The sequence below is a fragment of the Pseudomonas sp. WMBT8 genome (genome assembly GCF_050916005.1).
In the GTDB taxonomy this organism is placed as follows: domain Bacteria; phylum Pseudomonadota; class Gammaproteobacteria; order Pseudomonadales; family Pseudomonadaceae; genus Aquipseudomonas.
The window spans coordinates 391,782-412,683 of the sequence record NZ_CP188096.1 but is presented as its reverse complement, the minus strand read 5'-3'; the positions used below and the strand labels follow the sequence as shown (position 1 = coordinate 412,683).

Here is a 20,902-nt window from a genome sequence, read left to right as displayed (position 1 = left end):
TGTAGCGAAAACTTGCGTTTTTGCGCATTAAAAGTCGTTTTTCATACAATCAGGTCTGTAAAAGGAAGGTGACCGGGCCGTCATTGACCAAATGCACCTGCATATCCGCGCCAAAACGCCCCGACGCCACAGTGCCATGCAATTGTTGCGCTTGTAGCAACAAGTGCTCGAAAAGTGCCTCGCCCACTTCCGGAGGCGCCGCTGTGGAGAAGCTGGGCCGCAGGCCGCTCTTGGTATCGGCCGCCAGCGTGAACTGCGACACCAGCAGCAAACCGCCGCCAACGTCCTTCAACGACAGGTTCATCTTGCCCTCGTCGTCACTGAACACCCGATAGTTAAGCAGCTTATGCAACAGCTTGTCGGCACTGGCCGCTGTATCTGAAGGCTCGACGGCCACCAGTACCAGCAAACCCTGGTCTATCGCGCCCACCACTTGCCCTGCCACTTCGACCCGGGCGCCACGCACCCGCTGCAAAAGGCCCTTCATGCTTCTTCAGGGGGCAGATCAAGCAGACGCCGTGCCATCTGGCTCGCGGCACGCACCAATGCATCGGTGATGCCCGGCTCGGACGCTGCGTGGCCCGCCTCGCGGATCACCTGCAGCTCGCTGTTGGGCCAGGCTTGGTGCAGCTCCCAGGCATTATCCAGCGGGCAGATCATATCGTAGCGGCCATGGACGATGATGCCCGGCAGATGGGCGATCTTGTGCATGTCGCGAATCAGCTGGTTGGGCTCCAGGAACGAGTTGTTGGTGAAGTAGTGGCACTCGATACGCGCAATCGACAAGGCGCGCTGAGGCTCGGAGAAGCGTTCGATCAACTGCGGGCTGGGGCACAGGCCCAGCATGCGGCCTTCCCAGGTGGACCAGGCCTTGGCGGCATGCATCTGGGCGATCTGGTCGTTGCCGGTGAGGCGCTTGTGATAAGCGCTGATCATGTCGTCGCGCTCTTCCAGCGGGATGGGCGCAATGTAGTCCTGCCAGTAATCCGGGAACAGGCGGCTCGCGCCGGCCTGGTAGAACCACTGGATATCCTGGGGGCGGGCCAGGAAGATGCCGCGCACGATCAGGCCATGCACGCGCTCGGGATGGGTTTGCGCATAGGCCAGGGCCAGGGTCGAGCCCCAGGAGCCGCCGAACAGCACCCACTTTTCGATGCCCAAGTGCTCGCGAATGCGCTCAAGGTCAGCGACCAGATCCCAGGTGGTGTTGTTTTCCAGGTTGGCCCGTGGCGTGGAGCGCCCGCAACCGCGCTGGTCAAAGGTGACGATGCGGTACAGGTTGGGATCGAAATAGCAGCGGCTGTTGGCATCACAACCGGCGCCGGGGCCACCGTGGATGAACACCACGGGCAAACCTTGCGGGGAACCACTTTCGTCGACATACAGCGTGTGGGTTTCATCGACGGCCAGATCGTGCCGGGCGTAGGGTTTGATCTGCGGGTACAAAGTCTGCATTGCGCACTCCGTAAGGGGTCGGTTCCATCCCTGGGGGGACGTCTATTATTTTGCCGTCTGGCATCATAAACCCGAATTGTGCAATGAGCATGTCCTTGAAGGCCTGGACCTGGGTCAGCGATCAGCCAGGAAGGTTCACGCAACCACGTGTGGGAGCGGGCTTGCTCGCGATAGCGGCGTATCAGTCGACATATTCGTGAACTGACAGACCGCCGTCGCGCGCAAGCCCGTTCCCCACAGTTTGATCTTCGTTGCCTCAGGTGTAGTGCTTCTGGCCCCAGGCCAATAGCCCTTGCAGCAACTGCCTCAACACCACCCGCGTCGGTTCGGCCAAATCCTGCCGATACCTGAACGGCTCAAACTCCTCCATATACGTGCACTGCCCCAACTCCAGCTGCACCGCATGAATATCCTTCGCTGGGTTGCCATAGTGCCGGGTGATATGCCCGCCCTTGAAGCGTCCGTTCAGCACATGGCTGTACTGCGGATGCGCCGCACAGATGGCTTGCAACTGGCTGGCCAACTCGGGGTCGCAGGCGGCGCCATTGAAGGTGCCGAGGTTGAAGTCCGGCAACTTGCCGTCGAACAGGTGGGGGATCACCGAGCGGATCGAGTGGGCGTCGAACAGCAACGCGTAGCCAAATTCAGCCTTGAGCCGTGCCAGTTCCTGTTGCAGGGTCTGGTGATAAGGCGTCCAGATCTGCTTCAGGTAGGTCGCCCGCTCCGCCTTCGACGGCTCCTTGCCTTCGATAAACAACGGCACCCCATCAAACAGCGTCGCGGGAAACAGGCCGGTGGTCGCGCCGACATACAACGGCTTATCGTCAGACGGCCGGTTCAGGTCGATGACAAACCGCGAATACTCGGCCGCCAGGGTGCTGGCCCCCAGTTCCTGGGCAAAGTCGTACAGCGTGGGGATATGCCAGTCGGTATCCGGCAGGCTTTGCGCCTCGGGGATCAGGCCCGCTGCAACCGCAGGCGTCAGGCGCAGGCCGGCATGGGGCATGCTGATCAGCAGCGGCACACGGCCTTGTTTGAAGTTCAGAACCTTATCCACAGCAGTACTCCTTACTCACAAAGGCAGCCTTACACATCGACGTCGACGCCATGGCGCACGACGCGTTTACCCAGCTCGCCGCCCAGCCAGTAGGCCAGGTCGGCGGGGCGATCGATCTGCCAGGCGACAAAATCCGCGACCTTGCCCACTTCCAGCGAGCCGTGGGTGTCGCCCATGCCCAGTGCCGTGGCGGCATGTCGGGTGGCGCCGGCCAGGGCTTCTTCCGGGGTCATACGAAACAGGGTGCAGGCCATGTTCAGCATCAGCCGCACGGACAAGGCCGGCGAGGTGCCGGGGTTGAGGTCGCTGGCGATGGCGATCTTCACCCCGTGCTTGCGCAAGGCATCCATCGGCGGCAACTGGGTTTCGCGCAGGAAATAGAACGCCCCCGGCAGCAACACGGCGACGGTGCCGGCAGCGGCCATGGCGATGGCGTCTTCTTCGGTCATGAACTCCAGGTGGTCCGCCGACAGCGCCTGATACCGCGCCGCCAGGCTGGAGCCGTGCAGCGACGACAGTTGCTCGGCATGCAGTTTTACCGGCAAGCCCAAGCGCTGCGCGACTTTGAACACGCGCTCTACCTGCTCGGTGGAAAACGCCAGGTATTCACAGAACGCATCCACCGCATCCACCAACCCTTCTGCCGCCAGGGCCGGCAGCATCTCGTTGCAGATGTGCTCGATGTAGTCGTCGGCGCGATCCTTGTACTCCGGCGGCAACGCATGGGCCGCCAGGCACGTGGCGCGTACGCTGACCGGCAACTCCTGCCCCAGGCGCCGGGCCACCCGCAGCATCTTGCGCTCGTTGGCAAGGTCCAGGCCGTAGCCGGACTTGATCTCTACCGTGGTCACGCCGTCACGCAGCAAACTGCGCAGGCGCTTGCGGCTGCTGTCGAACAGCTCGTCTTCGCTCGCTGCGCGAGTGGCGCGCACGGTGCTGGCGATACCGCCGCCGGCCGCCGCGATCTCGGCGTAGCTCACGCCTTGCAGGCGCTGCTCGAATTCGCCGCTGCGGTTGCCGCCAAATACCGTGTGGGTATGGCAGTCGATCAGCCCCGGCGTGACCCACGCCCCTTGCAAGTCATGGGTCTGCCCGTAGTCGCCAGGCGGTAGCTCGGCACGGGGGCCGATCCACTCGATCAGCGAACCGGCCGTGACCATGGCGCCATCCTCGATGATCGAGTACTCGCCCCGGGCCATGGTTGCGATGTGGCAGTGTTGCCAAAGCGTTTTCATCAACGCCTCCCTAAGTTATCGGTGAGACAAAGCCGGGTCGTAATTGACCTTGGCCGCTTGCCCGGCTGCGGGCTTGACCCACAGCAGGTAGGCGAGGACCAGCAACACGATCCATACGGCGCCTACCAGCAGCGCGGCCTGGGTGTCCGGGAAGTAGCCCAGCACGCCAAAAATAAACAGCATGAACACAATGGCCGCCGCCGGCGCATAGGGCCAGAACGGTACCGGGAATTTCAGTTCGGCGATCTGCTCGCGGGTCATCGAGCGGCGCATTGCCACCTGCGTGACCAGGATCATCAGCCATACCCACACGGTAGCGAAGGTGGCAATCGAGGCAATCACCAGGAACACGTTTTCCGGGATCAGGTAGTTCAACACCACACCGCCCAGCAGCGCCGCGCCCATCACCACCACGGTCATCCATGGCACACCGTGGCGCGACAGTTGCGCAAAGCCCTTGGGCGCCTGCCCTTGCTGGGCCAGGCCGTACATCATGCGGCCGGCGCCGAAGATGTCACTGTTGATGGCCGAGACGGCCGCCGAGATCACCACGATATTGAGGATGGTCGCCGCCGAGCCAATCCCCAGGTTGCTGAAGATCTGCACGAATGGGCTGCCCTGGCTGCCGATCTGCGGCCATGGGTAGATGGCCATCAGCACAAACAGCGTCAGCACGTAGAACAGCAGGATGCGCAGCGGCACCGCGTTGATCGCCTTGGGGATCACCCGCTGCGGGTCCTTGGCTTCACCGGCGGTGATGCCGATGATTTCGATGCCGCCAAAGGCAAACATCACCACCGCAAACGAGGCGATCAGCCCGCCCACGCCATTGGGCATGAAGCCACCATGGGCCCAGAGGTTGCTCAACCCGGTGGCCGGGGCTTCGCCGGCCGAATGCACGCCGAACAGCATGATGCCGAACCCGCCGAGGATCATTGCGACAATCGCGCCGACCTTGAGCAGTGACAGCCAGAACTCCATTTCGCCAAATACCTTGACGTTGCACAGGTTCAGCCCGCCGATCAGCAGGACGATGCCGAGCACCCAGACCCAGCGTGCGACTTCGGGAAACCAGAAGCCCATGTAGATGCCAAAGGCGGTGACGTCTGCCAGGCAGACGATGATCATCTCGAAGGCGTAGGTCCAGCCGAGAATAAAACCGGCCATCGGGCCCAGGTAAGTGCTGGCGTATTGGCCGAACGAGCCGGACACCGGATTGTGCACGGCCATTTCCCCGAGGGCGCGCATCACCATGAACACGGCAGCGCCACCAATCAGGTAGGCCAGCAACACCGCCGGGCCAGCCATCTGGATGGCCGAGGCGGAGCCGTAGAACAGCCCGGTGCCGATCGCCGACCCCAGTGCCATGAAGCGAATATGGCGGGCGGTCAGCCCGCGTTTGAGACCTTGTGCTTGCTGGTGCATTTCTCGTCCCTAATTATTGTTATCCAGAGAGAATCCGAACCTATGGGCGATCACCTGTGGGAGCTCTCGAGCCTTGGCGAGGCTGCGATGGCGGCGGCACCGGCAACATTTATGTTGCCTGGCCCACCGCTATCGCAGCCTCGCGGGGCGAGACAGCTCCCACACGGGATCGGGGTGGTGCTTAGAGACTTGGCAGCAGCTCGGCCGGCACCAATTCGTTCAGGCAGCGGCTGGCCAACAGCTCGCTGGCAGCGTTGATGTCCGGGGCGAAGAAGCGGTCTTTGTCGTAGAAGCCCACTTTGGCGCGCAGGATCCCACGGGCCTTTTCCAGCTTGGGCGAGGTTTTCAGGCCATCGCGCAGGTCCAGGCCCTGGCAGGCGGCCAGCCATTCCACTGCGAGAACCCCACGGGTGTTTTCGGCCATTTCCCACAGGCGCTTGCCGGCAGCCGGCGCCATCGACACGTGGTCCTCCTGGTTGGCCGACGTCGGCAGGCTGTCGACGCTATGGGGATGGGACAACGCCTTGTTCTCGCTGGCCAACGCCGCCGCCGTCACCTGGGCGATCATGAAGCCGGAGTTGACCCCGCCATTGCCCACCAGGAACGGCGGCAATTGCGACATGTGCTTGTCCATCATCAGCGAGATGCGGCGCTCGCTCAGGGAGCCGATTTCAGCGATGGCCAGGGCCATGTTGTCGGCGGCCATCGCCACCGGTTCGGCGTGGAAGTTACCGCCGGAAATCACATCGCCTTCGGCGGCGAACACCAGCGGGTTATCGGATACGGCGTTGGCTTCGACCACCAACACCTCTGCCGCCTGGCGGAACTGGGTCAGGCAGGCGCCCATGACTTGCGGCTGGCAACGCAGGGAGTACGGGTCTTGCACCTTGTCGCAGTTCTGGTGGGACTGGGACACCTGGCTGCTGTCGCCGAGCAAGTCGCGATAAGCGGCGGCCGAGTCAATCTGCCCACGCTGGCCACGGGCCGCATGAATGCGCGCGTCGAACGGCGAGCGCGAGCCCAGCACCGCTTCCACGGTCAGGCCGCCACAGGTGATAGCGGCGGCGAACAGATCTTCGCCTTCAAACAAACCGCGCAAGGCGTAAGCGGTGGAGACCTGAGTGCCGTTGAGCAGCGCCAGGCCTTCCTTGGCGGCCAGGGTCAGGGGCGCAAGGCCGGCGACTTTCAGCGCTTCGGTCGCCTCCAGCCACTCACCTTTGTAACGGGCCTTGCCTTCGCCCAGCAGCACCAGGGACATATGGGCCAGTGGCGCCAAGTCTCCGGAAGCACCGACCGAGCCCTTGAGCGGGATATGCGGGTAGACCTCGGCGTTGATCAGGGCGATCAGCGCATCGATTACCTGGCGGCGAATCCCGGAAAAACCCCGGCTCAGGCTGTTGACCTTGAGCACCATCACCAAACGCACCAGCGCATCGCTGATCGGCTCGCCAACGCCGGCCGCGTGGGACAACACCAGGGAACGCTGGAGGTTTTCCAGGTCTTCGCTGGCGATACGGGTCGAGGCCAACAGGCCGAAACCGGTGTTGATGCCATAGGCGGTGCGGTTCTCGGCGAGAATCTGCTCGACACAGGCCACACTGGCTTCGATCTGCGCCGAGGCGCTGTCATCCAGGCTGAGGGTTACCGGCTGCTGGTAGATGGCCCGCAGTTGGGCAAGGCTCAGTTGGCCTGGAATCAGATTTAGCGCAGTCACATTCATACTCCTTTTGAAATAGGGTTCAGTGCAAATTCGGTAAAACGTGGTTCAGCAAATCAGGGGTGTTGAGCAGCTTTGCGGTGGTCGCGATATCCGGTGCCAACCAGCGGTCCTGCTCATAGGCCGGGACGTGCTCGCGCAGCAGGCGCCAAGCCACGTGGGTGCCGGCGCCGAAGCCTTGGTGTTTGAGGAACTCAAAGGCCTGGGCCGCCAGCAGGTATTCGATGGCGAGGATCTGGGTGACGTTTGCCAGCACCGAATGCAGCTTTAGCGCAGCGTTGGTGCCCATGCTCAGGTGGTCTTCCTGCAGGCCCGAGGTGACGAAATTGTCGAGCACCGCCGGCTGCGCCAATTGACGATTCTGCCCACAGAGGGAAGCGGCGACGTACTGCACGATCATCATCCCCGAGTTGACCCCAGGGTTGCTCACCAGGAACGCCGGCAAGCCGCTGACGTGAGGGTTGATCAGGCGGTCCAGGCGGCGCTCGGCGATGGAACCGATCTCGGCCATGGCGATGGCCAGCATATCCGCCGCCAGTGCCACGGACTGCCCATGGGGGTTGGCCTGGGACACCACGCGGTAGTTGTCTGGCGTGCCGAGCAGTAACGGGTTGTCGGTGGCGCCGTTGAGTTCGGTTTCAATCTGGCGGGTGGCGTGTTCCAGCTGATCGCGGGCGGCGCCATGGACCTGGGGGATCGAACGGATGCTCAGCGCGTCCTGGGTACGAATGCCCCGGCTGGCGGCAATCACCTCGCTGCCCGCGAGCAAAGCCCGCAGGTTGCTGCCGACCTGCTGCATGCCAGGGTGTGGCTTGAGGGCGATGATCTGCTCGTCGAACGCATCGATCTGCCCGCGCTGCGCTTCAAAGCTCATAGCGCCGATCACATCGGCCCATTGCAGCAAATGGTGGGCATCGGCCAGGGCCAGGCAGCTCAGGCCGCTCATGCACGGCGTGCCATTGACCAGGCACAGGCCGTCCTTGGCGCCGAGCACCACCGGCTGCAGGCCTTCGGCGGCCAAGGCGGCCTGGGCGGTAACGATCTGGCCGCGATAGCTGACATTTCCCACACCCAGCAAGGCAATGCCGATATGGGCCATATGGGTCAGGTAGCCCACCGAACCCTGGGACGGTACCTGCGGGGTAATGCCATGGTTGAGCAGCGCCAGCAACGAATGCACCACCTGCGGATGCAGGCCGGACTTGCCCTGGCTGTAGTTGAGGATGGCGGCGCAGATGATGGCGCGAGTCTGCTCATCGGTAAGCGGTGCACCGACACCGCAGGCGTGGCTGAGCAAGGTATTGCGCGACAGCTGGCTCAGTTGCTCGCCCTTGAGCGACACATTGCACAACGCGCCCAGGCCGGTGTTGACACCATAGGCGCGCTCGCCGCCGGTGACGATGCGCTGCACGATGGACTGGGCATTGTCGATGCGCGCCCAGGCCTGGCCCGACAGCGCAAGCTCGGCGCCGAAGCGCGCGACAGCGACCACGTCCTGCCAGTGCAGGGGGGTGTCGGCGATGACGATTTTTTTAGCCTGGGACATCTTCATACCTTCTGGAATTTTTTGCGGCCTTGCCGGCCTCATCGCGGGCAAGCCCGCTCCCACATTTTGATTTGTGAATGCATTCAAATGTGGGAGCTGGCTTGCCTGCGATGAGGCCAGCCAACTCACCACAAACCCCGGCTCAGACCACCGCCGCCCGCCGCTGAACAAACCGATCCACGTACTCATCGGCCGGCGAATGCAAGATCTCCCGCGGCGTGCCGACCTGGATCAGCTTGCCGTCCTTGAGGATCGCGATGCGATTGCCGATGCGCACGGCCTCGTCCAGGTCGTGGGTGATAAACACGATGGTCTTGTGCAGGGTCTTTTGCAGTTCCAGCAACTGGTCCTGCATCTCGGCGCGGATCAGCGGGTCGAGGGCACTGAACGCTTCGTCCATCAGGATGATGTCGGTGTCAGCCGCCAGGGCCCGGGCCAGGCCCACCCGTTGGCGCATGCCGCCCGACAACTGGTGCGGGTATTTGTTTTCATACCCCTTCAAACCCACGGTTGCGATCCAGTGCAAGGCACGCTCGGTGCACACTTGCTTGGTTTCGCCGCGCACTTTCAGGCCATAGGCCACGTTGTCCAGCACGCTCTTGTGCGGCAGCAGGCCGAAGCTCTGGAACACCATGCTGATCTTGTGCCGACGGAACTGGCGCAAGGCGTCCATATCCAGTTGCAGAATGTCTTCGCCGTCCACCAGGATCGCGCCGCTGGTGGGGTCGATCAGGCGGTTGAAGTGGCGCACCAGGGTGGACTTACCGGAACCCGACAGGCCCATGATCACAAAGATCTCGCCGGTGCCGATGCTCAGGGACAGGTCATTGACCCCCACCACGCAACCGGTCTGCGCCAGCACCTGGTCCTTGGTCTGGCCCTGGCCAATCAGCGCCAGGGCTTCCTTGTCACGGGCGCCGAAAATCTTGAATACGTTTTTAACTTCGATCTTGCTGACAGTAGTCATTTGCTCGCCTCATGCCGTGGACGACCATAGGCCTGGGTAATGCGGTCGATGACCACTGCGAGAATCACAATCGCCAGGCCAGCCTCCAGGCCGCGCCCGACGTTAAGGGTCTGGATGCCCACCAGTACGTCTTCACCCAAACCACGGGCGCCGATCATCGAGGCGATCACCACCATCGACAGGGCCATCATGGTGGTCTGGTTGATCCCGGCCATGATGCTCGGCAGGGCCAGCGGCAGTTGCACGCCAAACAGCTGCTGCCAGCGGTTGGCGCCAAAGGCATTGATGGCTTCCATCACTTCCCGATCCACCTGGCGAATGCCCAGGTCGGTCAGGCGAATCAATGGCGGCGCGGCGTAGATCACCGTGGCGAAAATCGCCGGCACCTTGCCCAGGCCAAACAGCATCAATACCGGGATCAGGTACACGAAGCTGGGCATGGTCTGCATGATATCCAGCAGCGGCATCAGCACCGAGCGCAGGCGATTGCTGCGCGCCGAGAGGATGCCCAGGGGAATGCCGATCAGCACTGAGATCACCGTGGCCACCATCATCAGCGCCAGGGTTTGCATCAGCTTGTCCCACAGGCCGACCGCGCCCACCAGGAACAGCAGGCCGACGATCACCGCCGTGGTCAGCACCTTGCGGGTGGCGTGCCAGGCAACGCCGCCGACTATCGCCAGCATCAGCCACCAGGGCGCCGCGCGCAGCAGGCCTTCCAGGTTGACGATGGCCCACAGCAAGGTGTCGGAAATCTGCCGGAACACATCGCCGTAGTTGGTCACCAACCCATCGACCCAACCGTTGACCCAGTCGGCGATGGAAAACGTAAAACTCTCAGGAAACATAACGTGCTCTCGATCCAGTGGAGTGTGGCCGGGTGTCCGGCTGCCTGTTCAGGGTAGCCGGGAGCACTGTGCCTACAAGGCCGCGTCTATTTTCTTGGCTGCGTCTTCACTGACCCAGGCGTGCCAGACCTCTGGATGCTCCTTGAGGAAAATCTTCGCCAGCTTCGACGAATCAATCCGCTCTTTGCTCATGCGCGCCAGGTTCTGGTTGAGCAGGTCGATCGGCAGGTTGACCTTCTCCAGCACCGCCACCAGTTCCGGGGCCTGCTCGTGGAACGTCTTGGACAGGCCGACCTTGATGGTCACGCTTTTATCCACGCCGGGTTTTTCGTCGAGCTTGACCAGGTCCACCTGGCCCATCAGTGGCGTCGGCGACCAGTAGTAGAACAGGATCGGTTCGCCACGCTTGTAGCTCGACAGCACCGCTGCATCCAGCGCCGGGCCGGTGCCTGGGCGGAAGTTGGTATAGGAATTTTCCAGGCCGTAGCTCTTGAGCATTTCGCTGTTGTCCAGCTCGCAGGTCCAGCCGGCCGGGCAGTTGTAGAAGCGGCCTTTGGCGGGCTCTTCCTGGTCCTTGAACACTGCGGAATACTTGGCCAGGTCGGCGATGCTTTTCAGGTCCGGGGCCTTGGCTTCGAGCTTGCGCTTGGCGTCGCCTTCGATCACGTAGCGCGGCACGTACCAGCCTTCAACCGCGCCGACCACGGGCGCACCGACACCCACGACCTTGCCGGCCTTCTCGGCCTTTTTCCACACTTCACTGCGGCCAACCCACTCTTCGGCGAAGATCTGGATATCGTTGCTGCCCAGGGCGTTTTCCATGGTGATGGAATTGCCCGGCAGGCTATCGGTTTTACAGTCGTAGCCTTTTTCCAGGACCACTTGCAGGACGTCAGTCAGCAACATGCCGCTTTCCCAGTTCAGGCCGGCGAACTTCACCGGCTTGCCCGACTCGCACCAGCCGGCCGCCTGGGTGGCGCCAGCGCTGGCCAGCAGGCCGGCGGCGAGCAATGGGGTCAGCAGGGTCTTATGCATTCTCATTATGTGACGCTCCCAATCATGAAATGGATTACGGCAGTCAAAAGGCATCCTGCCTTGTCCACGTCCCATCAGGCTTGTGCACTCAGCCCGTTGTTTTTAGGGGTAACTTGGGGTGCAGCGCCCTGCTCTACCGGCAGGATCAGCCGCTCAGGAATCGCACCGTGCCATTTTTTCGCACACAGGTAATACAGGGCGGCGGGCAGTACCAGGCCGATGATCCAGGAAATATCCACACCCCCCAGGCTGGCCACCAGGGGACCGGTGTAGAACTTGGTGGCGATGAACGGCAACTGCACCAGCACCCCGAACACATAGACGCTGATCCCCAGCGGGTTCCAGCGGCCGTAGCGGCCATTTGGATCGGCCAGCGCCGGCACGTCATAGCGATCGCGGGTGATGCAGTAGTAGTCCACCAGGTTGATCGCGCTCCAGGGCGTAAAGAACGCCAGCAAAAACAGGATGAAGGACTTGAACGCACTGAGGAACGAGTGCTGCCCGAGCAACGCGATCAGAGTCGCCGCGCCGACGATGGCCAGCACGAAAACCAGGCGCTGCATGCGCGAAACCTCCATGCGCCCGCGAAAACCGCTGACGATGGTCGCAATGCACATGAAGCTGCCGTAGGAGTTCAGCGTGGAAATGGTGACCTTGCCGAACGCGATGCTGAAATACAGCAGTGCCGCCGTAGCCCCCGTGCCGCCCAGGCCCACGATGTAGGCCACTTCGTTACCGGCAAATTTGCCGTTGGACATCGCAGCGGCAAACACACCGAGGATCATCGCCACCTGTGCGCCAATGACCGAGCCTGCGCCTGCGGCCAGGAAGGTTTTCACCGAGGACGTGTTGCGCGGCAGGTAGCGGGAATAGTCCGCCACATAGGGCCCGAAGGCGATCTGCCAGGAGGCCGCGAGCGATACCGCGAGTAGGAAGCTGCTCCAGCTGAAGTGACGGATTTGCAGGAGTGCGCCAACGTCGGTCTGGCTCATCAGGCGGCTGAACAGGTACACAAAGGCAATCACGCCAATGACGCTGGCGACACGACCGATGAAATGGATCACCCGGTAACCGAGCACCGTGACCAGCACGATGACACTGGCGAAAATCAGAATGCCAACGCTGTCGCTGACCCCAAACAACTGGCCCAGCGCCTGGCCGGACAGCACGGTCCCGGTGGCGGTGAAACCGAGGTACATCAAGCACACCAGCACAATCGGGATGGCTGCGCCATACACACCGAACTGCACCCGGCTGGAAATCATCTGCGGCAGGCCAAGCCTGGGCCCTTGCGCCGCATGCAACGCCATCACGCCGCCGCCCAGCAGTTGACCGACCAACAGACCGATCAACGACCAGAACACATCACCGCCCAGCACCACGGCCAGGGCCCCGGTGACAATCGCGGTGATTTGCAGGTTGGCACCCATCCACAGGGTGAACTGGCTCAATAGACGACCGTGTCTTTCCGCTTCCGGGATGTAGTCGATCGAACGCCTTTCGATCAACGGGGTGGAGCTTGCACGCGCGTCTTTTGCAGCCATGGGTATTCAACCTCTAATGGATTGTTTTCGGTGGTGCGGCTCAAACATGTTTCAAATACACAGCAGGTCAAATGTGGGAGCTGGCTTGCCTGCGATGCGGGCGACTGGGTCTGTCAGGCAGACCGGGCTGATGCCATCGCAGGCAAGCCAGCTCCCACAAGGCGTTACTTGATCATTGGCAGGTTCAGGCCCTGCTCCTTGGCGCAATCGATCGCGATCTGATAGCCCGCATCGGCATGACGCATCACCCCGGTGGCCGGGTCGTTGTGCAGCACGCGGGCAATGCGCTCGGCGGCTTCGTCGGTACCGTCGCAGACGATGACCATGCCGGAGTGCTGGGAGAAGCCCATGCCCACGCCACCACCGTGGTGCAGCGAAACCCAGGTCGCGCCGCTGGCGGTGTTGAGCAAGGCGTTGAGCAGTGGCCAGTCGGACACGGCGTCGGAACCGTCCTGCATGGATTCGGTTTCGCGGTTGGGGCTTGATACCGAGCCGGAGTCCAGGTGGTCACGGCCGATCACCACCGGTGCCGACAACTCGCCGCTGCGCACCATTTCGTTGAATGCCAGGCCGAGCTTGGCGCGCTGGCCCAGGCCAACCCAGCAGATGCGCGCCGGCAGGCCCTGGAAGCTGATGCGCTCGCGGGCCATGTCCAGCCAGTTGTGCAGGTGGGCGTCGTCGGGGATCAGTTCTTTGACCTTGGCGTCGGTCTTGTAGATGTCTTGCGGGTCGCCCGACAGTGCCGCCCAGCGGAACGGGCCGATGCCACGGCAGAACAGCGGGCGGATGTAGGCCGGTACAAAGCCTGGGAAGTCGAATGCGTTTTCCACGCCTTCTTCCTGCGCCATCTGACGGATGTTGTTGCCGTAGTCGAAGGTCGGTACGCCCATTTTCTGGAAGTCCAGCATCGCCTTGACGTGTACGGCCATCGACTGCTTGGCGGCCTTGATCACGGCGGCCGGTTCGGTCTTGGCGCGGGCGCGGTATTGGTCCCAGGTCCAACCGGCGGGCAGGTAGCCATTGAGTGGGTCGTGGGCGCTGGTCTGGTCAGTGACCATGTCCGGGCGCACGCCGCGCTTGACCAGTTCCGGGAGGATTTCGGCAGCGTTGCCCAGCAGGGCGATGGAGATGGCCTTGCCTTCCTTGGTGTACTTGGCGATGCGCGCCAGGGCGTCGTCGAGGTCGCGGGCTTGTTCGTCGACATAACGGCTGTTCAAGCGGAAATCGATACTGACCTGCTGGCATTCAATGTTCAGCGAGCACGCGCCGGCCAGGGTCGCGGCCAGAGGCTGGGCGCCGCCCATGCCGCCGAGGCCGGCGGTGAGCACCCAACGGCCCTTGAGGTTTGAATCGTAATGCTGGCGACCGGCCTCGACGAAGGTTTCGTAGGTGCCCTGAACGATGCCCTGGCTGCCGATGTAGATCCAGCTGCCGGCGGTCATCTGGCCGTACATGGCCAGGCCCTTGGCATCCAGTTCGTTGAAATGCTCCCAACTGGCCCAGTGCGGCACCAGGTTGGAGTTGGCGATCAGCACACGCGGGGCATTGCTGTGGGTCTTGAACACGCCGACCGGCTTGCCCGATTGCACCAGCAGGGTTTCGTCGTCGTTCAGGTTGGTCAGGCTTTCGACGATCTGGTCGTAGCACTCCCAGTTACGCGCCGCACGGCCGATACCGCCGTACACCACCAACTCTTTGGGGTTCTCGGCCACTTGCGGGTCGAGGTTGTTCATCAGCATGCGCAGCGGCGCTTCAGTCAGCCAGCTTTTGGCGGTGAGCGTGTTGCCACGGGCGGCGCGGATTTCAACGTCGCGGTACTTGGTAGGCTTGTTCTGGGAAAAGTCAGTCACAAAAAACTCCTCAGCAATCGATGCGCGAACACGATGGTGCGAAGAGGATGTTTAGCGACTCTTATGCACACACCTTTACTTGTACATACAAGCATATGCAATCGAGCGGCCAACTTGATGAGAGAGAGCTTAAGATTTTTTTGTGGTGGGCGTGCAGGCCTCGGAAATCAAGGCTTCGAGGCTTGATGAAATTTCTTAAAGCACTGGTTTGGACAGTTGGGGAGTTGTTACAAAAGCAGGGTATTGCGCCATGCTGGGGCATTCGGTAACAACTTGGTGCGGGACTGGAAACAGATTGTGCAGCCTATACATAACCCATGTGGGAGCTGGACTGCCTGCGATAGCCATTTGTCTGACACACCGCAATCGCAGGCAAGCCAGCTCCCACAGGTTTAATCGCGTGCGGTCAGTTCGATCAGGCAGCAGCGACCTGTCACGCCGATATCCAGCAAGTCACTGTTACCGTCCACCTGCAAACAATCATGATGGCCCAGCACTTCGCCCAGCACCTTCACCTCATCGGCCACACTGAACACCAGCACGGTGTGAGCGGTACTGAAAAACTGCTGCACCCCGTCCACCCATTGCAAACGTGCGTGGTAACGCTGGGGCGAATAGATCAGGTTGAAGTCGCGAATCGGCCCGGTGATCAGGCGGCACGCCACCTGGCTTTCACCCTTGAAGGCAAACGGCTGCAGAGGCAGCAGGCCGCGCTGCTCTTCGCCGTCCACCGTCAGCACCATGCCGGCACCCTGGATCACGGTGATGATCCGCTGATACCCGGCAAACGTGGAAAAACCACCCGACTCGCCGATGTCGGCAATCGACAGGCGCCAGCCAAAACCGTCGAGGCCAAAGCCTGCATCACGGGTGATTTCTTCGGTGCTGCCACCGCCGTTTTTCCACGGCATGCGGACGTAATCGGCGGCGCGCCAGACCTTGACTGCACTCATTTGCTGAAGCGTCCTTCGAGGCTATGCCGCGAACCTGGGTGGATCAGCCGCGCAGCGGTCACCGGCTGGCGCCCGGACCAGGTGCGCCGGCGAATCAGCAGGCACGGCTCGCCGGCCTCGATCTGCAGCAGCTTGCATTCCTGCGGGTCGGCCAGGATCGCTTCCACCACATGCTCACCCTCGGTCAGCGGCGCCACCTGGTTGAGATAGGCGTAGGGGGTTTGCTGGGTGAAATCCTGTTGCAGGTACTGGGGGGCGACCAGGGCGTTGACGAAACGGTCTTCGATTTGCACCGGGATATCGTTTTCGTAGTGCACGATCAGCGAGTGGAACACCCGCCCGCCTTCACGCATTTCCAGGGCCACGGCGCGCTCGGAACCAGCAGCCTCCTCGCCCAGGGTAATCACCTTGCAGGTGTGGCGATGGCCGCGGGAGGCGATCTCATCGGCGATGTTATGCACCTCGAACAGCGCCGACTGGCTCTTGGGCTCGGCAACGAAGGTGCCGACGCCTTGCATGCGCACCAGCAGACCTTCGGCGGTCAGCTCCCGCAGGGCGCGGTTGATGGTCATGCGGCTGAAGCCCAACTGGTTGACCAACTCGCTTTCCGACGGCACACGATAGTGCGGCGGCCAGTTGCCGTTGAGAATCTGCTGGCTGATCATCTGCTTGACGCGGGCATACAAGGGCGCCGGACTTTCGTCCATGTGGGCAGCCAGCGGGGACTTGGCGGGCGGAGTCGGCACGGGGAATCCTTGCAGGAGGAAAAGATGCATAGATTGCCGGAGTTTACCGAGCAGGCAAACGTCTGTATATGTATATACAAATAAACACACGACCGGGGTGCCTTGATCATGTCCGCTTTCTTTGCCGAACGCGCGCTGCTGCCTAATGGATGGGCCACTGATGTACGCCTTGAAGTCAGCGCCGATGGCCTGCTGACCAACGTGACGGCCAATGCCAGCGCAGACGGCGCCGAACGACTGAGAGGCCCTGTGTTGCCGGGCATGCCGAACCTGCACTCCCATGCGTTCCAACGGGCCATGGCGGGGCTGGCGGAAGTCGCCGGCAACCCCAATGACAGCTTCTGGACCTGGCGTGACCTGATGTACCGCATGGTCGGCCAGATCAGCCCCGAGCAATTGCAGGTCATCGCGCGCCAGCTGTATATCGAGATGCTCAAGGCCGGCTACACCTCGGTCGCCGAGTTCCACTATGTGCACCACGATATCAGCGGCCAGCCTTACAGCGACCCCACCGAACTGTCGCGCCAGATCAGCCTGGCCGCGGCCAGCAGCGGGATCGGCCTGACCTTGCTGCCAGTGCTCTACAGCCACTCGGGCTTTGGCGGCCAGGCGCCGAACGACGGACAGCGCCGCTTTATCAACAGCACCGATAACTACCTGGAGCTGCAAGCGCGCCTGCAACCGATCCTGGCGGCACAACCGGCCCAGCAACTGGGCCTGTGTTTCCACTCATTGCGCGCGGTAACGCCGCAACAGATCAGCGCAGTGCTGGCCGCCAGCGACCAGGCCTGCCCGGTGCACATCCACATCGCCGAGCAGCAAAAGGAAGTCGATGACTGCCTGGCCTGGAGCGGCAAGCGCCCACTGCAATGGCTGTATGACAATGTGCACGTCGACCAGCGCTGGTGCCTGGTGCACGCCACCCACGCCAACCCCGACGAAGTGACATTGATGGCCAACAGCCGGGCGATCGCCGGGCTGTGCCTGACCACCGAGGCCAACCTGGGCGACGGGATCTTCCCGGCGGTGGACTTCCTGGCCCAGGGCGGGCGCATGGGGATTGGGTCGGACAGCCATGTGTCCTTGAGCGTGGTCGAAGAACTGCGCTGGCTGGAATACGGCCAGCGCCTGCGCGACCAGCGGCGCAACCGGCTGTATCGCAGCGATCAACCGATGGTCGGCCGCACCCTGTATGACGCAGCCCTGGACGGCGGCGCGCAGGCGCTGGGGCAACCGATTGGCCGCCTGGAAGTCGGCAAGCGCGCGGACTGGCTGGTGCTCGATGGCAATGATCCGTACCTGGCGACGGCCCATGAGGATGGCATTCTTAATCGCTGGTTGTTTGCCGGAGGGGATCGGCAGGTGCGCGATGTGCTGGTCAACGGCCAGTGGGTGGTGCGCGATGGGCATCATGCGGGCGAGGAAGAGAGCAGCCGGGCCTTCACGCAAGTCCTCAGAGACCTACTGTCTTAAGAACAACACATAACCCCTGTGGGAGCGGGCTTGCCCGCGATAGCCGTGTGTCAGTGGAAATCGTCATCGACTGGCCCGCCGCCATCGCAGGCAAGCCCGCTCCCACATTGGGTAGTGTGGTGCCCTTCTGGCTTTGCAAAAAACCAGCAAAAAAAAGAGCGGGCTTTATGGCATGCCCGCCCTTCTTTGCTCGACCTTGTTTCGGGTTACTGCGAGGTCTTGGCCATCTGTTTGTCCGACGTACGCCAGATCAACCGTGTGGTGTCGTAACCCTGCTGGCGCGCCCGGCTCAGCAGGTCTTCACGGGTGTCGGCGCTGACGGTCGGCGTGCGTGACAGCAGCCACATATAGCGCCGGCTCGGGCTGCCGACGATGGCGGTCTTGTAGTCATCGCTGACATACAACACCCAGTAATCGCCCTTGGCCACGCCCGGTAGCAACGCGGTGAACCAGTTATTGAATTCGACCCACAGCTTGTCGGTCTTGCCCGGTACCTGCGGCGTGGCCGTGCCCTTGGCTTCTTCCCACTTCCACTCGGTGGTCAGGCAACGGTTGAACACTGACATGTCGCCATCGGGCAACAGGGAGTAGCGGGCCTCGGATTGCGCACAGTTGCGCTGGAAGTACATGGGCAAGCGGGCCAGTTCGTACCAGGTGCCCTGGTAACGCTTGAGGTTGACGCTGCCGACAGTCTTGGGTTGCAGATCATCGCCAGAATGGCTGGCGCAGCCTGCCAAAAACAGGCTGGCGCAAAGGTATAAAACGAAACGCATCATTCTTCTTCTCCCGCAGGCTTGCGCCCCGGTTTACTTCAGGCCTTGCCCGGAAAACATCAGAACTTTGTCACCGGCGTACTGCACGCTGATAAAGCTGTTTTTATCGCCCCAGGTGCAACTGGACATGCCCAGTGCGCCAGAACAATCGGTGGGCTTGCCCAGCAACGACTCCACTTCAGCCTTGGCCATGCCAGCCGAGAGCTTCTGGTAATTTTCCTGGGTGACCTTGCTGCAAGCGGCCAACAGCACGCAAAAGCACAAGAGGGCGAGACGGCGTAACGACATGGTAGAGCTCCTGGAGGGACACGCAGCAGTGGGGGTCTGCCAGAAGCTTAGAAGGGAAAAGGGGGGTCTGGTTCCCGGAGGGGGGTGGTATTTCTTTTTTCTGCGAGGTGGCCTTTTTCGACAAATTTTCTGAGGAGTAAAGCGCCGCCTTTCGTCGATCAGGATGAGGCTTCAGCCCCCTGATGACTGAATAAAGACTAAAATCAGTCCCAATTTCGAGCAGAGGGGTCATGTCATGAAATTCTCATCTCAGATAAAGCCGATCAGTTACCTCAAAAGCCATACCGCAGAGATCGTCAAAAACCTCACAGAAAGCCGTGAGCCGCTGGTCATCACCCAAAACGGTGAGGCCAAGCTAGTCGTAATGGATGTGAAGAGCTTTGAAGAACAAGCAGAAACCATGGCGCTGTTGAAGCTTTTAGCACTGGGCAACCGACAAATTGAGCTGGGCCAGTTTGAGGATATGGAGGACGTGTTCGCTGAACTGGATCAGGACGAAGATCAATGACTTATCGAGTTGTTATTCTTCAATCTGCAAAAAAAGATCTGAAAGAAATCAAGTCCTACCTTACACGACAGTTCTCTACATCAACCTGGCAACAGACCTACGAGTCGCTTAAACAGGCTTTACGTCGCCTGGAAACCCAACCGTATACAGGCTCGATGCCGGAAGAAATCGAGCAGTTGAACCTGACCCGGTACCGCCAGATTATCAGCGGAATGAACCGGATCATCTACGAAATCCGCGGCCAGGTCCTCTACATCCACATCATTGCCGACACTCGCAAGAATTTGCAGGCACTGCTGTTCAAAAATCTGACCCAATAAAAAGCCCCGAAACACTGAAAGCATTTCGGGGCTTCTTTAGCGCAAGACCTTAGGCCTTGTGGTAACCGGTCACACGCGCCACTTCTTCCTTGGACCCCAGGAACACCGCCACACGCTGGTGCAGGCCTTCAGGCTGGATGTCGAGGATGCGCTGGTGGCCGTCAGTCGAGGCACCGCCCGCCTGCTCAACCAGGAACGACATCGGGTTGGCTTCGTACATCAGGCGCAGTTTGCCCGGCTTGGACGGCTCGCGGCTGTCGCGTGGGTACATGAACAGGCCACCACGGGTCAGGATGCGGTGTACGTCGGCAACCATCGCGGCCACCCAGCGCATGTTGAAGTTTTTCTTCAGCGGGCCTTCTTCGCCTTCCATCAGCTCGTTGACGTAGCGCTTGACCGGTTCTTCCCAGTGGCGCTGGTTGGACATGTTGATCGCGAATTCCTGGGTCGAGGCAGGAATGGAGATGTCTTCGTGGGTCAGCACGAAGCTGCCCATTTCGCGGTCCAGGGTAAAGCCCTTGACGCCATCACCCAGGGTCAGCACCAGCATGGTCTGCGGGCCGTAGATCGCATAGCCGGCAGCAACCTGTTCGGTGCCTGGCTGCAGGAAGGCCTTTTCGTTCAGCGCTTCGTTCTGGCTCAGGTATTCGTTAGGGCAACGCAGCACCGAGAAGATGGTGCCGACTGGCGCGTTGATGTCGATGTTCGACGAGCCGTCCAGCGGGTCGAATACCAGCAGGTACGCGCCTTTAGGGTATTTGCCCGGGATCTGGTAGGCATTGTCCATTTCTTCGGACGCCATGCCGGCCAGGTGACCGCCCCATTCGTTGGCTTCGAGCAGGATTTCGTTGGAAATCACGTCGAGTTTCTTCTGCACTTCGCCTTGCACGTTTTCAGTGCCCATGCTGCCCAGGACACCGCCCAGCGCGCCCTTGGACACGGCGTGGCTGATTTCCTTGCAAGCACGCGCCACCACTTCGATCAGGAAGCGCAGATCGGCAGGGGTGTTGTTGCTGCGGGTCTGCTCAATCAAATAGCGACTCAGGGTAACGCGGGACATGGACGGCTCCGGAGAATGGGGGGGCTAAAAACCCGCGCAGTTTAGCGCGAGTCGGGGCGCATTTCCTCCTATCAGACGAGATAAGACTGACAGAGTTCATGT

20 protein-coding genes are annotated in these 20,902 nt (G+C 61.5%); 3 read left to right on the top strand and 17 right to left on the bottom strand.

Annotated elements, in window-relative coordinates:
* Positions 1-49: 49 nt before the first annotated feature.
* From dtd to hutC, 14 genes are all read right to left on the bottom strand, one after another.
* Positions 50-487, bottom strand: coding sequence for a D-aminoacyl-tRNA deacylase (dtd, locus tag ACO77H_RS01735; protein ID WP_169955670.1), 438 nt, complete (start codon positions 485-487; stop codon positions 50-52).
* Entirely contained in the window at positions 484-1,455 is a 972-nt protein-coding gene (pip, locus tag ACO77H_RS01730; RefSeq protein ID WP_169955669.1) for a prolyl aminopeptidase, read from the bottom strand. Before pip ends, dtd begins: the two co-directional genes overlap by 4 nt.
* Before the next feature lie 256 nt (positions 1,456-1,711).
* Entirely contained in the window at positions 1,712-2,512 is an 801-nt protein-coding gene (gene hutG, locus ACO77H_RS01725) for an N-formylglutamate deformylase (RefSeq protein ID WP_432754923.1), read from the bottom strand.
* 29 nt (positions 2,513-2,541) lie between these two features.
* Positions 2,542-3,747 carry an imidazolonepropionase gene (hutI, locus tag ACO77H_RS01720; protein ID WP_432754922.1) on the bottom strand — a complete coding sequence of 402 codons (1,206 nt, stop codon included), beginning with the start codon at positions 3,745-3,747 and terminating at the stop codon, positions 2,542-2,544.
* A gap of 15 nt (positions 3,748-3,762) precedes the next feature.
* The gene (locus ACO77H_RS01715) at positions 3,763-5,172 is read right to left on the bottom strand and encodes an amino acid permease (RefSeq protein ID WP_169955666.1); all 1,410 of its coding nucleotides are present in this window, start codon (positions 5,170-5,172) and stop codon (positions 3,763-3,765) included.
* 181 nt (positions 5,173-5,353) lie between these two features.
* Positions 5,354-6,892 carry a histidine ammonia-lyase gene (hutH, locus tag ACO77H_RS01710; protein WP_432754921.1) on the bottom strand — a complete coding sequence of 513 codons (1,539 nt, stop codon included), beginning with the start codon at positions 6,890-6,892 and terminating at the stop codon, positions 5,354-5,356.
* A 19-nt stretch (positions 6,893-6,911) separates the two neighbouring features.
* On the bottom strand, positions 6,912-8,435 hold the full coding sequence (locus ACO77H_RS01705) for an HAL/PAL/TAL family ammonia-lyase (protein ID WP_169955664.1): 1,524 nt from the start codon (positions 8,433-8,435) through the stop codon (positions 6,912-6,914).
* Between the two features lie 142 nt (positions 8,436-8,577).
* The gene (locus ACO77H_RS01700; RefSeq protein WP_432754920.1) at positions 8,578-9,402 is read right to left on the bottom strand and encodes a quaternary amine ABC transporter ATP-binding protein; all 825 of its coding nucleotides are present in this window, start codon (positions 9,400-9,402) and stop codon (positions 8,578-8,580) included.
* A complete protein-coding gene (locus ACO77H_RS01695; RefSeq protein ID WP_076961686.1) occupies positions 9,399-10,250 on the bottom strand; it encodes an ABC transporter permease in 852 nt (283 codons plus the stop codon). Before ACO77H_RS01695 ends, ACO77H_RS01700 begins: the two co-directional genes overlap by 4 nt.
* Before the next feature lie 72 nt (positions 10,251-10,322).
* Positions 10,323-11,291 (bottom strand): ABC transporter substrate-binding protein, encoded by a 969-nt coding sequence (locus ACO77H_RS01690; RefSeq protein ID WP_169955662.1) that lies wholly within the window; start codon positions 11,289-11,291, stop codon positions 10,323-10,325.
* A gap of 68 nt (positions 11,292-11,359) precedes the next feature.
* Positions 11,360-12,829, bottom strand: coding sequence for a purine-cytosine permease family protein (locus ACO77H_RS01685; RefSeq protein WP_169955661.1), 1,470 nt, complete (start codon positions 12,827-12,829; stop codon positions 11,360-11,362).
* A gap of 164 nt (positions 12,830-12,993) precedes the next feature.
* Entirely contained in the window at positions 12,994-14,679 is a 1,686-nt protein-coding gene (hutU, locus tag ACO77H_RS01680; protein WP_170042371.1) for a urocanate hydratase, read from the bottom strand.
* Between the two features lie 392 nt (positions 14,680-15,071).
* A complete protein-coding gene (locus ACO77H_RS01675) occupies positions 15,072-15,632 on the bottom strand; it encodes a HutD/Ves family protein (protein WP_432754919.1) in 561 nt (186 codons plus the stop codon).
* On the bottom strand, positions 15,629-16,408 hold the full coding sequence (gene hutC / locus ACO77H_RS01670) for a histidine utilization repressor (RefSeq protein ID WP_169955658.1): 780 nt from the start codon (positions 16,406-16,408) through the stop codon (positions 15,629-15,631). Before hutC ends, ACO77H_RS01675 begins: the two co-directional genes overlap by 4 nt.
* 78 nt (positions 16,409-16,486) lie before the next feature.
* Here hutC and ACO77H_RS01665 point away from each other — a divergent pair, with 78 nt between their 5' ends.
* The gene (locus tag ACO77H_RS01665; RefSeq protein ID WP_170042370.1) at positions 16,487-17,851 is read left to right on the top strand and encodes a formimidoylglutamate deiminase; all 1,365 of its coding nucleotides are present in this window, start codon (positions 16,487-16,489) and stop codon (positions 17,849-17,851) included.
* A 206-nt stretch (positions 17,852-18,057) separates the two neighbouring features.
* Here the strand turns inward: ACO77H_RS01665 and ACO77H_RS01660 are convergent, their stop codons facing one another.
* Together ACO77H_RS01660 and ACO77H_RS01655 are read right to left on the bottom strand one after the other, a co-directional pair.
* A complete protein-coding gene (locus ACO77H_RS01660) occupies positions 18,058-18,627 on the bottom strand; it encodes a lipocalin family protein (RefSeq protein ID WP_032862264.1) in 570 nt (189 codons plus the stop codon).
* A gap of 30 nt (positions 18,628-18,657) precedes the next feature.
* Positions 18,658-18,912, bottom strand: coding sequence for a lipoprotein (locus tag ACO77H_RS01655; RefSeq protein WP_038445326.1), 255 nt, complete (start codon positions 18,910-18,912; stop codon positions 18,658-18,660).
* 235 nt (positions 18,913-19,147) lie between these two features.
* On the opposite strand from ACO77H_RS01655, the gene ACO77H_RS01650 reads away from it, so the two are divergent.
* Both ACO77H_RS01650 and ACO77H_RS01645 read left to right on the top strand, forming a co-directional pair.
* Positions 19,148-19,420, top strand: coding sequence for a type II toxin-antitoxin system Phd/YefM family antitoxin (locus ACO77H_RS01650; RefSeq protein WP_432754918.1), 273 nt, complete (start codon positions 19,148-19,150; stop codon positions 19,418-19,420).
* Positions 19,417-19,740, top strand: coding sequence for a type II toxin-antitoxin system RelE/ParE family toxin (locus tag ACO77H_RS01645; protein WP_432754917.1), 324 nt, complete (start codon positions 19,417-19,419; stop codon positions 19,738-19,740). Before ACO77H_RS01650 ends, ACO77H_RS01645 begins: the two co-directional genes overlap by 4 nt.
* 49 nt (positions 19,741-19,789) lie before the next feature.
* On the opposite strand, the gene ACO77H_RS01640 is transcribed toward ACO77H_RS01645, so the two are convergent.
* Positions 19,790-20,800: a class 1 fructose-bisphosphatase gene (locus tag ACO77H_RS01640; RefSeq protein WP_057437154.1), complete on the bottom strand. Its 1,011-nt coding sequence runs from the start codon at positions 20,798-20,800 to the stop codon at positions 19,790-19,792.
* Positions 20,801-20,902 lie beyond the last annotated feature (102 nt).

Coding starts and splice junctions, on each gene's coding strand:
- ACO77H_RS01650 (WP_432754918.1), top strand. CDS start 19,148: ATGAAATTCTCATCTCAGATAAAGCCGATCAGTTACCTCAAAAGCCAT.
- hutI (WP_432754922.1), bottom strand. CDS start 3,747: ATGAAAACGCTTTGGCAACACTGCCACATCGCAACCATGGCCCGGGGC.
- ACO77H_RS01660 (WP_032862264.1), bottom strand. CDS start 18,627: ATGATGCGTTTCGTTTTATACCTTTGCGCCAGCCTGTTTTTGGCAGGC.
- hutC (WP_169955658.1), bottom strand. CDS start 16,408: ATGCATCTTTTCCTCCTGCAAGGATTCCCCGTGCCGACTCCGCCCGCC.
- ACO77H_RS01700 (WP_432754920.1), bottom strand. CDS start 9,402: ATGACTACTGTCAGCAAGATCGAAGTTAAAAACGTATTCAAGATTTTC.
- dtd (WP_169955670.1), bottom strand. CDS start 487: ATGAAGGGCCTTTTGCAGCGGGTGCGTGGCGCCCGGGTCGAAGTGGCA.
- ACO77H_RS01685 (WP_169955661.1), bottom strand. CDS start 12,829: ATGGCTGCAAAAGACGCGCGTGCAAGCTCCACCCCGTTGATCGAAAGG.
- ACO77H_RS01655 (WP_038445326.1), bottom strand. CDS start 18,912: ATGTCGTTACGCCGTCTCGCCCTCTTGTGCTTTTGCGTGCTGTTGGCC.
- ACO77H_RS01665 (WP_170042370.1), top strand. CDS start 16,487: ATGTCCGCTTTCTTTGCCGAACGCGCGCTGCTGCCTAATGGATGGGCC.
- ACO77H_RS01715 (WP_169955666.1), bottom strand. CDS start 5,172: ATGCACCAGCAAGCACAAGGTCTCAAACGCGGGCTGACCGCCCGCCAT.
- ACO77H_RS01705 (WP_169955664.1), bottom strand. CDS start 8,435: ATGTCCCAGGCTAAAAAAATCGTCATCGCCGACACCCCCCTGCACTGG.
- ACO77H_RS01640 (WP_057437154.1), bottom strand. CDS start 20,800: ATGTCCCGCGTTACCCTGAGTCGCTATTTGATTGAGCAGACCCGCAGC.
- hutH (WP_432754921.1), bottom strand. CDS start 6,892: ATGAATGTGACTGCGCTAAATCTGATTCCAGGCCAACTGAGCCTTGCC.
- ACO77H_RS01695 (WP_076961686.1), bottom strand. CDS start 10,250: ATGTTTCCTGAGAGTTTTACGTTTTCCATCGCCGACTGGGTCAACGGT.
- ACO77H_RS01690 (WP_169955662.1), bottom strand. CDS start 11,291: ATGAGAATGCATAAGACCCTGCTGACCCCATTGCTCGCCGCCGGCCTG.
- ACO77H_RS01675 (WP_432754919.1), bottom strand. CDS start 15,632: ATGAGTGCAGTCAAGGTCTGGCGCGCCGCCGATTACGTCCGCATGCCG.
- ACO77H_RS01645 (WP_432754917.1), top strand. CDS start 19,417: ATGACTTATCGAGTTGTTATTCTTCAATCTGCAAAAAAAGATCTGAAA.
- pip (WP_169955669.1), bottom strand. CDS start 1,455: ATGCAGACTTTGTACCCGCAGATCAAACCCTACGCCCGGCACGATCTG.